This is a genomic window from Arthrobacter sp. H20 (assembly GCF_000520515.1).
Taxonomy (GTDB): Bacteria; Actinomycetota; Actinomycetes; order Actinomycetales; family Micrococcaceae; genus Arthrobacter_D.
Map to the genome: position 1 here is coordinate 22,663 of NZ_KI914734.1, position 13,285 is coordinate 35,947.

Genomic DNA, 13,285 nt, shown 5'->3' on the forward strand with positions numbered 1-13,285 from the left:
GCGCCCTGGTAGGCGGCGAGCCGCTCGCGGCCGGTGGAGGTGGATTGCGGTCCGGCGATGTAGCCAATGCGGCGATGGCCCTGGGCGGTGAGGTGGCGAACGGCATCCTGGACACCGGTGACGTTGTCGGGGGTGACGCTGGGGACGGCGGTGTCGGCGATGACGCGGTCAACGAAGACCGTGGGAATTCCGCTGTCGAGGATGCTTTTGAGGCTGTCGAGATCGCCGAGGGGCGCCGCGATGAGGCCGTCGACGCGCTGGGAGAGCATGACGTCGAAGTAGCGGTCCTGCTGCTCGGCGCTTTCGTTGGCGTTGCCGAACAAGGTGAGGTATTTGAAGTCGCGTGCCCGCTGTTCGATGGCGTGGGCCAGGTCGGCGAAGAAAGGGTTCCGGACATCGGGAAGGACAAGACCAATGGTTTCGGTGGTGGTCTTGCGGAGGGAGCGTGCCTGGGCGTTGGGCCGGAAGCCAAGCTGCTGGGCTGCATCGGTGACTGCCGTGCGGGCCTCGGCAGAGGTGGAGGGGTGTCCGGAGAGCACGCGGGAGGCAGTTGCTACTGAGACACCCGCCTTGTCGGCGACATCCTTGATCGTCAGTGATCGCACCTGTTACTCCTCGGCCTCCATGGAATCGTTTCCATGGAATCGTTTCCAAACTATGCCACAGGTTGTGAGGACGGTCAACGCCGTATTTGGTCAGAGTCTGAATTCTCGTGGCGTGCCGATGGGGAAGAATGAACCGTATGTGCGGAGGAGTTGTGGATGCGGGGAGCATGCGACGGACGATCGGCGGTGGGACGTGGGCCTGATCTACCTCGGCGCGCTGATCCTTTCGCTCGGAGGTTCGGTGCTCCTGGACTGGAGGTTTGGTCTTACCTTCTGGCGGGATGCGCGCAAAGCGACCTGGACCATGACTCTGGGGATCATTTTCTTCCTCGTCTGGGACCTCTTCGGCATTGCGCTCGGGATCTTTTTCCGCGGCGTGACCGACCTCATGACGGGTGTTCTCCTCGCCCCGGAGTTACCCCTCGAAGAGGTCTTCTTCCTCGCGCTGCTCTGCTACACCACCCTCAACGTGCTGGGCGCGGTCGCTATCGTTGACCGAAAACGTGACCAGAAGCGTGACCGCGAGCTGACGGCGTGACGTACCTGGTCCTTAACATAATCTTCTTCGTTCCGATCCTGGCCATGGCTGCCTGGGCGTACAGGAAGCAACGCCGTCTGCTTCCCAGCCGACGGGCAGTCGGCATCACCCTGATCGTGCTGATGATAGCCACGGCTGTGTTCGACAATGTCTTGATTGCTATCGGCATTGTCGACTACAACCCTGACCTCATCCTTGGTGTCCGACTGGCATTAGCCCCGATCGAGGACTTTGCCTATACCGTCGGTGCCTGCATCTTGCTCCCAGCGCTGTGGGCGCTCATTCCCAGTCGGTCCTCCGGGCCAGCGCCGAAGGCTGGCGCGACATCAACGAACACTAAGTCATGACTGACACCGCCATCCCCGTCATGGGCAAACCCGGTGGGCCTAAGAAGAGTCGGCGACCAAAGCTCAGCTAACGGCGGAGTGGCCGACAATGAGCCTGATCGTGCTGGAACCAACCGCACGCTTGCCGATTAGCGGCGGTCGACTCCTGGCAGTAATAGGCTAGATGATCAGCAGCCTGTGCGGGCTGGCCGGGAACTGATGGAAGGGAACTGCCGCTATGAATGAACCTGACTGGGTCAAGCACGCCATCTGGTGGCAGGTATACCCGCTGGGTTTCACGGGGGCGGAGAAAGCCGCGACCCCTGAACCCCGCTCGGAGCACCGATTGCTGGACCTGGTTCCGTGGCTCGACTACGCGGTGAATCTCGGGGCATCGGGCCTGGCGCTCGGCCCAATCTTTGCGTCGGAGACACACGGCTACGACACCACCGACTACTTCAGCATTGATCCCCGGCTCGGATCCGAGCAGGATTTCGACACCCTGGTGTCCGAGGCACACCGTCGTGGACTGCGGATACTGCTCGACGGCGTCTTCAACCACACAGGCCGGTCCTTCGCCCCGTTCCAGCAGGTCCTTTCACACGGACCGGAGGCGGACACCGCTTCCTGGTTCGTTCTGGGCTGGTCTGACGGGGCCGGTCCCGGCGTCGAACCCGAGTACCGAGATTTTGAGGGTCACCATCACCTGGTGGCACTCAACCATGACGAGCCAGCGGTCGCCGACTTCGTGGTAAACGTAATGGAGCACTGGCTGCAGCGAGGTGCCGACGGTTGGCGACTCGATGCCGCCTATGCCGTCCCGGCGTCATTCTGGTCCGCAGTCACCACCCGCGTGCGGGCCGGCCATCCCGAGGCGTACTTCGTGGGCGAGTACATTCACGGCGACTACGCGGCTGAAATCCACTCCGGCGGCCTCGATTCTGCCACCCAATATGAACTGTGGAAGGCCGTCTGGAGTTCTCTCAACGACGCGAACTTCTTCGAACTCGCCGCGGCGCTCGATCGGCACAACGCTCTTCTGAGCTCCTATGCACCCCTCACCTTCATCGGGAACCACGACGTCACACGCGTCGCGAGCAAGCTCACCGATCCTGCTCTCATGTCACACGCCGTCGTCCTGTTGCTCACGGTCGGCGGGACCCCGTCCATCTACTACGGCGATGAGCAGGGGTACCGGGGAGTCAAGGAAGACAGGGCAGGTGGCGACGACGACGTCAGACCGCTTTTCCCGTCGTCCCCCGACGAGCTTTCGCCCCTGGGGCAACCGATCTTCGCACTGCACCAGGAGCTCATCGGCCTCCGACGGCGTCATCCGTGGCTCCACCGTGCGACCACTGACGTCATCCAGCTCTCAAACGAGGTGCTCGCCTACCGCATCGCGGTCGGCGCTGATGCGCTCGTTGTGGCACTGAATCTTTCACCTGACGCTCAGCGGATGGACGCCGCTGGCGGTAGCTCGGTCCTGGCCGGAGAAGCCACTGTCGACGTCGGCGCGGACACGGTGCTGCTCCCGCCACGAGGCTGGGCTGTCCTCGGCTATGAGAGCTGAGACGTCGGGCCAGGAGGCAAGGAACTGGTGGTCAGGGCTCCGGGAGGCCGGCCCTCCCTCGATGACCCGATGGGCCACGGCGCCAGTTCAGAAGCGCCACGAGGATTGTGGTCCCTATCAACGTGCCGAAAGCCATCAGAATCGCATTGACCGCCCAGAGCCCGGAATCGTCTGAGCGTACCGCCGTGATGGCGAACGCGGACGTGAAGGCGGCCGGCATAGGCGTAAAGCCTAGGCAAAGGCGTACGCCGCCGCCCAGAAGGATCCAGGGGGTGGCGTACGCTCTTGATTTGCTACCTGGGATTCGGCCCGAGGCGCGGCGCAACCATCTTGACCTAGTAGCTGATCACCTGCGGCGTGCCGAGTGCCTTGAGTCCCTCAACGCCGAACTCAAGACCGTAGCCGGAGCCCTTAACCCCGCCGAACGGCACCCGCGGATCCACTGCACCGTGCTTGTTGATCCACACGGTGCCGGCCTCGATGCGTGCCGCAACCTCGCGCGCCTTGGCCGGGTCCGAGGACCAGACGGAGGCGCCCAGGCCGACGCTAAGGCTGTTGGCCATCTCGACCGCCTCATCCACGCTGTTGTACCTCACGATCGGCAGCGCCGGTCCAAATTGCTCCTCGGTCACCAGTGCATTGTCGTTGTCGATGTCGGCAACCAGCGTCGTCGGGTAGAAGTAGCCCGGTTGATCCGATTCCGGCTCGCCGCCGACCAATACCCGGGCCCCGGATGCCTTTGCCTCCTCTACCAGGCGCGCAATGATGTCGTACTGCGCCTTGTTCTGCAGCGGCCCCAGCACGTTGTTCTCGTCCAGGCCCACGCCCATCGGCATCTGTAGTGCCACCTCGGTCAACGATTCACAGACCTGATCGTAGAGGTTCTCCGGAACGTAGAGCCGCTTCATCGCCGCACAGGTCTGGCCAGTGTTGATGAAGGCACCCCAGAACAGATCCTGCGCAATCGCTTTCGGATCGGCATCCGGCAGCACGATGCCAGCGTCGTTCCCGCCGAGCTCAAGAGTCAGCCGCTTCACGGTGTCGGCCGAGGAACGGATGATGGCCTTGCCGGTGGCGGTGGAACCGGTGAACATGATCTTGCCGATATCGGGATGGCTGGACAGGCTCTCACCGACGTCACGACCACCGGAGACGACGTGCAGGACATCGGCTGGCAGTTCCTGGTTGAGGACAACGGCCAGCGCCAGCACGCTCAGCGGGGTGTATTCGGACGGCTTCATGACCACGGTGTTGCCCATGCGCAGCGCCGGAGCCAGCTGCCAGACGGAGATCATCATCGGCCAATTCCAGGGCCCAATTGCTCCAACAACGCCGATGGGGCGGTAGATGAGCTCAGCGCGGCCGCCCTCGTCATCGACCAGCACCTCCGGCTCCAGCTCGAACGATGCCGTAGCGCGCAGCCATGCGGCGCAGGCGCCCACCTCGAATCGGGCGTTCGGTCCGTTCAGCGGCTTGCCCTGTTCACGGGAAAGCAGCTCGGCGAGTGCTTCGGCCGAGCGCTCTACGGCATCAGCTGCACGGTTCAAGTAATCGCTGCGTTCAGCGTGGCTCAGCGCTGCCCAGGCACTCTGCGCCCCCCGTGCGGAGGCGACGGCAGCGCTTAGGTCCTCGACTGTGTGCTCCGGAGCGCGGCCGACGACCTCCCCGGTTGCCGGGTCCATGATGTCCCGACCTCCTTCAGCCGGGACTATGGCCGCCAGCAGCCCCTGGTAGGTAGTCAGTTCGGTTTCCTGTGTAGTCATCGGTTCTCCTCTATGCTTTCCAGCCGGCACGCAGAGCGTCGGCCAATAGATGGTTGCTTCAATCTGAAATAAGACATGAAAGGTGCTTGAGTTCTTAGGAGAGCTCATCCCGGATGAACTCTTCGTTCTCACTTCCCGCGACCTTGGACACTACCCAGCCAACCGCCAGGACTACGAACGGGACGGCGATCAGCACCCAGCCAAGCGGGCTCAGGCCCCACGAGGTCACGGAGGGATCGACGCCTTCGGCTGTGGTGCCGGCCAGAAGACCGAATCGGGACATCAGCAGGTACTCGCCAATCAGCAGGCCGATGCAGGCGACCACCGGCGCGATTGTTGTAGTGAAAATATTCTCGCTGCCCTTGTTCCGGCGGAAGAAGGCCACGACGGCCACGCACACGAGGGCCTCAATCAACACGATCGCTACGACGGCGAGGCCGCTGAACCAGTAGAACATGTTCAGGATCGGCTCGAGCCCGAACACCGTGAAGGCCAGAATCACGAGACCACTGATCACCGAAGTGACTAGCGAGGCGTTCTGCGGAGCCCCCTTCGGATTGACCCTGCCGAGAGCCTTGGTCAGCACTCCGCCGCGGCCGAGGGCAAAAATGTACCGGCTGGCAGCATTCTGAAAGGCGAGTAGGCCGGCGAACAGGCTGGAGAGGACCAGGACGCTCATCACGGTTGCCATCCACCCACCGACATATTGGGTGGCCAGAGTGAACAGAACCGCCGCTGGGTCAGCCAGTGGTTGTCCGCCGACGGTCGAGTATTCGACTGTGGATTCCACCACCGCGGAGGCGCCCATACCGGTCACCAGGGCAAAGGCAGTCAGGGCAAACAGCGCAGTGATCAGCCCGACCGCCAAATAGGTGGCCCGCGGAACGATGCGCTTGGGGTTCTTCGACTCTTCACCGTAAATCGCGGTTGCCTCGAATCCGATAAAGGAGGCGAACGCGAAGGCGAAGGCGATACCGGCAGACCCGGCCAGACCGCCGGCGAGGATGGCCGCCGGAGAGAAGGAGGCGGCGAAGTTATAGCCCTCGGGGCCGCCGTCGACCAGGATCGCGATGGCGGTGATGATCAGCGCCAGCACTTCGAGCAACATCAGCGCGCCGAGGACTTTCGCTCCGACGTCGACACTGGTCAGTGACAGGGCTGTGACGATTGCCCATGCGATCAGTGTCCACAGCCACCAGGGCAGTTCCAGCCCCAGGCCCGCCATCTGTCCGGACATCAGTCCCCCGAAGAAGCCGAAGATAGCCAGTTGGATGGCGATGTAGGCGATCAGCGATACGAAGGCCGCGCCAAGACCCAGGTGTTTTCCGAGCCCGCGGCCGATGTAGGCGAAGAACGCCCCGGCGTTGGTGACCCGCTGGCTCATCGCCGCGTAACCCACGCTGAACAGCAGTAGGGTCAGGCCGACGACCAGATAGGCTCCAGGCGCGGCCGCCCCGTTGCCCAGAACGATAGCGATGGGCACCGCGCCAGTCATCCCGACCAGCGGGGCAGCGGCGGCAACCACGAAAAATACGACGCCGATGACGCCGAGGCGGCCCCGGCGCAGCGACGTGTTGGTCTCCGCGGAGGAAACCGTCTCCGTTCTATCCATTATGTGCTCTCCTCATTGAGATCTGTCCCGGCAGGTGCAGTGATGTAGCGATTTTTGTTGGCTGACTTGTTCCGCCCCTAATGGCAGTTGCCGCCCTCGGTGTGGCAGCTGCTCTCATTGTTGGAGGAGGCGGGTACATCGAGGGTGGGGTTGCGGTCGAAGAACCCGGAGGGCTTCAGCTTGAATCCAACCGTGTCGACGGGCATGATAGGCCAGTCTTCGGTGCGCGGGAAGTGCGTTAGGCCGAAGGTGTGCCAGAGCACGATGTCGTGGCCGTCCAAGTCGCGGTCCTGCTGCACGTAGGCTGGCAGCCCGGATCCGCCGCTGTGCTGGTTTACGAAATCACCTGCCGGGTACCGCTCGGACTCAGCGAAGCGGGTCACCCACAGATCCCGGGTCGCGAAGGTCGCCCGCCTAGCGATTGAGGACTCATCGTTGGCCAGCAGGGTCGGCAGCCCTGCCGGAAACAGGGTGTAGGCCACCTCATCGCCGAGCCGGTTCTTGGACTGAGGATTGGAGATCCGCCAGACTCGGCCCTTCGACTGGTTAGCGGAGCGCATCCCCTCGGATTCGTTGGTCACGACTGTGCGCTTGCGGGTGAAAGCGTTGCCGCGGGGGTTGATCTCGGACATCGGCAGCCGGACCACTTCCTCCTCCTCGACGCGGTTGGCCATCCCGTCGACGGCCATGTCCAGCCGAGCGCAGAATAAGTGCTGATGGTAGGGGGCGCCCAGCCCCGGCGCCAGCTGCGAGGCATAGTCGTCGGTACCCGGGTAGGCGCTGGTGAAGACGACGCCGGTGGCCTTGGCTTCGAACTCGACAGTGCCGTCCAGGTAGAGATACCAGTAGAAGCCGTAGTCGTAGTTGCCGACCGTGGTGAAGAATGACACGACCAAGCGACGATTGCGGCGGGTGTAGGCGATACCGGTCCACAGGTCTGTGTGTTTGGCCAGGATGCCGGTGTCTTCCTCGTGGATGCAGATGCCGTTGCGGATTTCCTGTGGGTTGCCCCGCTCGTCCGCCAACATGGGGCTCAGGTAGGTGATTTCGCCCAGGCAGTCGCAGCCCAGTTCCAGCGAATTCGCGTATCGGCCTACCAGATACTCACCGGTGTCGAAGTAATTTTGCCAAGAGCGCACGGGGGATGGGTCGCCGTAGGGCACCACCATTTCGGCGATCGAGGCGCGGTGGATGATGGAGCGGTTGGCCCCGCCGTCGCGGAATGCGATGTTATGAAGCACCACGCCTTCACGGGCGTCGAAGCCGACGTCGAAGTTCCACTTTTCCCACTCCAGATGATTACCCTCGAGGCTGAAGCTGACGCCCTCGGGCTGGGTAATATTAATTGGCTTCTGGCTGGTGCGCTCTGGGCCGGTGAACTCAGTGTCGGCGTAGTTTCCTCTTTCGGCAGGAATGTCCATCGGGCCGAAGTCGAGCACCCGATCCACGGAGCTGTTGGTCATATCGACGTAGGCGACCAAGCCATCGACCGGGTGCGCCCACGGGCTGTCCTCCGGGTGATCCTGGACGAAGGCCAGCCCACGCAGGATGCGCCGGCCCTTCTCCTCGGGGTACTCGAAGACACCGGCCGACAGCGGGGCCACGCGCACCTTCTTGACATCAAGATTCCGATTGGCCAGCGCAGCCAGCCATTCGTCGTTGGTGGACAGGATCTGCTCGACGAGTTCGAACTCCTCGTCAAGGACCGGCAGCTCGCCGGTCTCCTTAGTGTCGAGCTCAATGACGGTTTCAATTTCTTCCTTACCCAGCGACAGCGTGATGTCGCGTGGGACACTGCCGCCGACGTCGTGCAGCAGCACCCGAACCCGGCGGCGAGCGCCGTCGCTGGCCCTGCTGTCCTTCGGGGGATCGTGCAGGCCGAAATAGGCGAAGCGTGTGCTATCGGTGACGAAACCGGCTTCCCGCAGGATTTCCCGGGCGGTGCTGATTTCCTCGCTGGTCAACATTGCATATGCGGACTGTTGGGTCTGTGGCGTGACGGACATCCCTGCGTTCCTTACTCTGGTGTGATCATTCACACAGTGGATGTTACATCTCTCACACTTTATTTTCTACACTTGGAGAACATAACGGCGGATAAACTTGCTGAGTAAGGGAAATGTCGGGCACGACCGAAGGACCACCTAGTGCCGAAAGTAGTCGACCACGACGCGAGGCGTCTTGAACTCGTCAAAGTCACCTGGCGGGTCATCGCTCGAGCGGGGATCGACGGGGCGACCATGCGCGAGATTGCTGACCATGCCGGCTTCGCCAACGGAGCCCTGAAGCCCTACTTCGCGAGCAAGGGTGAGTTGCTGGCTGCCTCGTTTCAGCACGTGTTTAACTTGACCAATGAACGGACCGAACGCAGCACCGCCGGGCTGAGCGGGCTAGCCGCCCTGCGCACGTTCTGCCACGAGGTGCTGCCACTGGATGAGGATCGGATACTGGAGGCCCGGATCGTGATTCCGTTCTGGCAGACGGCACTGACCGACCCGGACAAGGAGCAGCAGTATGCCCAGGACATGGAAGAGTGGCGCGACCAACTGCTTGGCTACCTGGCGCAGGCGAGGCGGGCCGGTGAGGTGACGACGACGGTGCCGGACGTGCAGATCACCCGGCACTTGCTGTCGATGACGATGGGGGCACAGATCATGGCCGCGCTCTATCAGGCCGAGTATTCACCAGACCAGCAGATCGCGGCTTTGGACGCCTATCTTGATATGCTGCAGGGCTAGGTACAGCGCACTGCCACGCCCCCTCGGGGAATCTGCGAACTGACAACACGGCAACCAGTAACCCGGCCAGTGCAGGGTTGTGGCCCTTTCGTGAACACGACTAAATGCGCGGCGAGTAGGACGAACGTAACTCGGATACAGAAGTTCGCGAACAGCCCTCCGATTCATGAGTTTCCTCCTGGCACAAGCGGTGGCGAAACATCCCAGCACGTCGGCGTTGACACACGCCGGGTGCACTGCGAACAGGCGTTGGCAGGCGAGTACCTCCCCGCTGCGTGGAGTATCGGGGCCAGCAACCCGCCGATTGGGGCAGTCTGAGACCGAAGGTAGATTCGAGAAGTGAGCACCGCCTTTACTGCGCCCTAGCGAGGACTCGACGACTTCGGCTGGCGAGGGGCTCGGGAAGCACTGCTAGCGCCTCCTGCGGGGTATGCACGAGAGAGGGTGGGTAGGGCCATCACTGCGACGGTGGAGAGGATAATCCATTCCAGGACAACCTTCTTCGATTGGTCGAGCGCTGGTATGACGGATAGTTTCGGGCACCTTTGGGCGATTTTATCCATTGAGCGGTCGAGCGCGTCGAACTCGAACTCCCGCTCAGGCGCGCTGACATTGGCTTGGATGACGACCCTGTCTCAACGGACACCGGAACAGGGATCAAACATAATGACCCTGCCTATGTCTTCGCACTCGACCAGAAAACCCAGCAGTAACCACGTCCTTGACCGACAGCACCATGCTTTGAGGGGAGCCGGAGTCCCATCGGGTAAGACCCGTCATCAAGGATTTGGTCCCTGATCCAGGATGCAAGGACCGTCGTTATCTCGCGTCGGCCGCTAGTGACTTCAGCCAGAGTTAGAGTGTCGTCGACATCGATGCTGTACAGCAGGCTGCCGAGAGCACCGTTGAGGGCTGTCAGCATGTGAAATGTCAACCCAATGACCGTCCTCGAAATTCAGGGTGTAGAGCAGCCGTCCGTCACGCCAGTTCGCGGGTATCCATCCAGGAACCATGTGCCCGTTGGCGTGCCATTGTTCTTCAATTTCCTGCCGGATCACGTCAACTGTTTCGCCGAAGGAGGCGGCCGTTTTCTTGAAATACTGTGCGTGCGAGGCGGTCATCCGCGCCCACGACAATGCCTCAAGGAACGCAGTCCTCGGATCTTCGGCGGCGTACACGGTGCGCCCCGGGGTGTCGAAGCGATACCACTCGGACCGGTCATCGCTCAGAGGACCGCGTTCTTGCGGGCTTAGCGGGCCGTAGGATTCTTTGGCTACACGACAAGCCGAGACCGGTCCGGCGACGAGGGCAAGACCGGTTTTCTCGCAGGTCCGCATTAACCGATGAACCCGTCATCGACCACGGCGGCGGCTGCTGCAGGCATGCCCTCCCTGCCCAGGGTCCTGACAGTTGTTTTCACGGACTGGAGCAGTCTCAGTTGGTCAACCTGCGCCGACCAACCCGATCTGCGCGTGATGCTTCTCATCGCCGGCAAGGTCGAGGTATTAGTCGCTCGCGGGCTTTAAGGTGACTGGAGTAGGCAGCCATGTCGAGCCGTCCAGCAACGTGCGATCGCCCAGAGCCTGATCTAGCTGGAGGGTGCGTTCGACCCATGGGTTGCCGGGACAGTCGGCGCCACCCTGGAGTTGCTGGGACGTCCAGTAGACGGTGACTTCGTCCTCGGTCTCAACAACGACGGGTTCGGTCGCCAGGAAGGGGGTAGGGTCTCTAGCGCCCGTACAGTCGGCCTCGGAGATCCGCAGATTCAGGGTCGTACTCTCCGATGTCGGGGTGTCGGGCGACAGAGCTATCTCCGCCCATGTACTTCCCTCGGTCAAGGCTGGTCGGGCACCGCAAGTAGATTGCCAGCTTGTGGCACGCAACTGCGCGTCCTGACGTCCCAGGACGATGTACCAATCAGTCTCAAGAGAGAAGCCAGTCGAATTGCTTGGGGCAATCAGGAGGCCGAGGGCCTTCTCGCCGGTAGCGTCGTCCAGCCACAATACGGCCCGATTCACCTCTTCGACGTCGGCTTGCTGCAAGGGCATTGGGGCGTCGATACCACCCATTTTTTTCAGGTTGGCCAAAGCAGCGACAATCGCCTCGGATTCCTTGGGATCGACCTGGATCCCCCCGCTGGCAACCGTGTCAGCAGGGAAGGGCGAGCCGTCGCTGCAGGTAACCATCACGCCGCCGTCGGGCGCTTGCCACGGCTGCGCGCCGGGTGTGCTTTGCGTAGTTGGCGTCGCGTCTGAACCTCCATCTCGGGCTGCGCCTACCATGCCGCAACCAGCCAGCGGGGTGGCAAGGGCGAAGATCACCAATGTGCTGAGGGTTAGCCTGCGCATGTTGTCCATCCCGTTCGCCATCGCGGATGCAGTTCCGATGCTCTGAGTCTGGCAGAGGTTCTGCGCGAATTCGAGGGGCTTGCATGAGGGACTCCGCCGGCCGCTCCGCGATGTGTTTCGTCAACTTTAAGTAGGCCATTTCAGCGCTAAGAATCAGGCCACCTCGGCAGGTTTCCAAGCCATTTCAGCAGTTTAGCTATTTCATGAGGGCGTTTTTGACCCGGTAGGACTCGCCACGGAATTGCAGGAGGCGTCCGTGGTGGACCAGTCGGTCGATGACGGCGGCGGCCATGTTGTCGTCCCCGAACACGTTGGTAACCACTTCTCTCAAATCCTCGATTCTCACAGCATCCGGCCGATAGGCGCGACGCCCGTCGTCATTCGGCTGATAGCGGGGATTGGCAACTTCGTCTCCAACAATCACGTGGTGGCGATGGACGTCCACCACAAGTCAAGTGACGACTGCTTCTCGGCTCAGGTGGACGCACTGTTGACGACCGAAGCTTCGGACAGCATCGCCGTTACGGCCGTGCTTGTCGATTCCGAATCAACTCGGAATACGATTCTGGATTCCGGAAGTGATGCTCAAGTTATCGCGGATAGAGCTGTTAACGCTTTTAGGGCAACGCCCACGGTCGATTTCCAGGCACACTCACTTGTCGCTCAATAACCGGGGGGCTCCTTTGCAGGGGGCCGGAAACTGTCTCATTTGACTTGACAGATTCCGCGTCGCTAAGGCTCTGTGGACGCACGAGTGTCCAATTGAGCTTGCGGAAAGACCAGATGGGAACCTCACCGGATCGGTCCGCTGCGGCGTCTCCTCCGAAAGCCCGGGCAAGAGCGCTGGTCATTTTGTGCCTGAGCCTTTTCTGGTCGCCGAGTCTATTGACGTGGCTACAGCTGATGCCGACGAACCGTTTGGGGCCGTTCGTTGTCATGATCTGCACGAGGGTACCGGCTGTGCGGGTGTGTAGATGCTGCTGATCCCCGGTTGACCCGAGGGCGGAAATGACGACGTCGGCCGAAGCAAGGAGGCTGCGTAGCGCGTCAGTATCCGAGGTGTCTCCGACAATGACCCTGATACGGGCAGCAACTGGTGCCGGAAGCTTGGCGGGATCGCGGACGAGCACTGTCACGTCATGGCCGTGATCCAGCGCAGCTGCTAGGGCGTGTTTACCGGTGCGACCCGTCGAACCGAGGAGAGCGATTCTTACGAATAATTTCCTTCCGGTCGGGGCTGGGAGCGCTTCATCGTTTGGTCTTCGAAAGTGTCAACGGCGGTGTTTGGCCTTTGATGCCTCCCAGGTTAAATGCGACAGGCCAGGAGTCACAGGTTACGGGTCACATGCCACGGGTGCGAGGGCGGGTGAGTTCAGCGATTGCTTGCTGCAGGTAGTGGCGTACGCTCCCGTCTGGGAGCTGGTCTCGCGGTAAAATGTTCTGTTCCATTTCAGCGGTTGAATCAAGAACCTTACTGCCCGCGGGAGTGATGGCGAATAGCTGCTTTTTTTGGTTGATGCTGGTTTGTACGCGGGCAACGAAACCTTTGTATTCGAGGTTATCCAGGATCCTGGTCATGGTTTGTGGCTGGACCCGAACGTTGCGGGCAATTTCACTTTGGGTTCCTGCGCCCTGCAGGGTGATCGCGACCAGGACTGTCAGACCGGCGTGGGTGATTCCGAAATCAGCGAGTTCCTTGCTCCACGCGTTTTCCACTAAACGGGTGGCTGTCAGCAGCAGACGGCTCGTTGACCATTGGTCCAAGTCCAGATCCAACATTACGTG

At 61.7% G+C, this 13,285-nt stretch carries 12 protein-coding genes and 2 pseudogenes; 5 read left to right on the plus strand and 9 right to left on the minus strand.

Features of this window, described 5'->3' with window-relative positions; all coding sequences use genetic code 11:
• The coding region (locus tag Y703_RS19410) for a LacI family DNA-binding transcriptional regulator (protein WP_155849506.1) at positions 1–605 on the minus strand (605 nt) is incomplete at its 3' end.
• 193 nt (positions 606–798) lie between these two features.
• Between Y703_RS19410 and Y703_RS0111080 the strand changes: the two genes are divergently transcribed.
• The 3 genes from Y703_RS0111080 to Y703_RS0111090 all read left to right on the plus strand — a co-directional run bounded on the left by Y703_RS0111080 (position 799) and on the right by Y703_RS0111090 (position 3,039).
• Positions 799–1,143, plus strand: coding sequence for a lycopene cyclase domain-containing protein (locus Y703_RS0111080; RefSeq protein WP_026552757.1), 345 nt, complete (start codon positions 799–801; stop codon positions 1,141–1,143).
• Entirely contained in the window at positions 1,140–1,490 is a 351-nt protein-coding gene (locus Y703_RS0111085; protein ID WP_026552758.1) for a lycopene cyclase domain-containing protein, read from the plus strand. Before Y703_RS0111080 ends, Y703_RS0111085 begins: the two co-directional genes overlap by 4 nt.
• A 217-nt stretch (positions 1,491–1,707) precedes the next feature.
• The gene (locus Y703_RS0111090) at positions 1,708–3,039 is read left to right on the plus strand and encodes an alpha-amylase family glycosyl hydrolase (RefSeq protein WP_026552759.1); all 1,332 of its coding nucleotides are present in this window, start codon (positions 1,708–1,710) and stop codon (positions 3,037–3,039) included.
• A gap of 335 nt (positions 3,040–3,374) precedes the next feature.
• On the opposite strand, the gene Y703_RS0111100 is transcribed toward Y703_RS0111090, so the two are convergent.
• The 3 genes from Y703_RS0111100 to Y703_RS0111110 all read right to left on the minus strand — a co-directional run bounded on the left by Y703_RS0111100 (position 3,375) and on the right by Y703_RS0111110 (position 8,420).
• Positions 3,375–4,781 carry an aldehyde dehydrogenase family protein gene (locus Y703_RS0111100; protein WP_026552760.1) on the minus strand — a complete coding sequence of 469 codons (1,407 nt, stop codon included), beginning with the start codon at positions 4,779–4,781 and terminating at the stop codon, positions 3,375–3,377.
• Between the two features lie 115 nt (positions 4,782–4,896).
• Positions 4,897–6,414 carry an APC family permease gene (locus tag Y703_RS0111105; protein ID WP_026552761.1) on the minus strand — a complete coding sequence of 506 codons (1,518 nt, stop codon included), beginning with the start codon at positions 6,412–6,414 and terminating at the stop codon, positions 4,897–4,899.
• A gap of 77 nt (positions 6,415–6,491) precedes the next feature.
• The gene (locus Y703_RS0111110; RefSeq protein ID WP_026552762.1) at positions 6,492–8,420 is read right to left on the minus strand and encodes a primary-amine oxidase; all 1,929 of its coding nucleotides are present in this window, start codon (positions 8,418–8,420) and stop codon (positions 6,492–6,494) included.
• Between the two features lie 141 nt (positions 8,421–8,561).
• On the opposite strand from Y703_RS0111110, the gene Y703_RS0111115 reads away from it, so the two are divergent.
• A complete protein-coding gene (locus Y703_RS0111115; RefSeq protein ID WP_026552763.1) occupies positions 8,562–9,152 on the plus strand; it encodes a TetR/AcrR family transcriptional regulator in 591 nt (196 codons plus the stop codon).
• Between the two features lie 1,336 nt (positions 9,153–10,488).
• Here Y703_RS0111115 and Y703_RS22130 read toward each other — a convergent pair.
• The 3 genes and pseudogenes from Y703_RS22130 to Y703_RS21600 all read right to left on the minus strand — a co-directional run.
• Positions 10,489–10,638 (minus strand): hypothetical protein, encoded by a 150-nt coding sequence (locus tag Y703_RS22130; protein WP_155849499.1) that lies wholly within the window; start codon positions 10,636–10,638, stop codon positions 10,489–10,491.
• A 19-nt stretch (positions 10,639–10,657) separates the two neighbouring features.
• Positions 10,658–11,509, minus strand: a complete 852-nt coding sequence (locus tag Y703_RS0111130) for a hypothetical protein (RefSeq protein ID WP_162148888.1) — start codon at positions 11,507–11,509, stop codon at positions 10,658–10,660.
• A 187-nt stretch (positions 11,510–11,696) separates the two neighbouring features.
• A pseudogene (locus tag Y703_RS21600) lies at positions 11,697–11,810 on the minus strand (ATP-binding protein); the annotation flags it as partial.
• On the opposite strand from Y703_RS21600, the pseudogene Y703_RS23100 reads away from it, so the two are divergent.
• A pseudogene (locus Y703_RS23100) lies at positions 11,811–12,170 on the plus strand (right-handed parallel beta-helix repeat-containing protein); the annotation flags it as partial.
• Here the strand turns inward: Y703_RS23100 and Y703_RS20920 are convergent.
• Positions 12,118–12,708 (minus strand): NAD(P)-dependent oxidoreductase, encoded by a 591-nt coding sequence (locus Y703_RS20920; protein ID WP_081743502.1) that lies wholly within the window; start codon positions 12,706–12,708, stop codon positions 12,118–12,120. The pseudogene Y703_RS23100 and the gene Y703_RS20920 sit on opposite strands and share 53 nt — an antisense overlap.
• A 133-nt stretch (positions 12,709–12,841) precedes the next feature.
• A complete protein-coding gene (locus Y703_RS19425; RefSeq protein ID WP_051427519.1) occupies positions 12,842–13,279 on the minus strand; it encodes a MarR family winged helix-turn-helix transcriptional regulator in 438 nt (145 codons plus the stop codon).
• Positions 13,280–13,285: the final 6 nt, after the last annotated feature.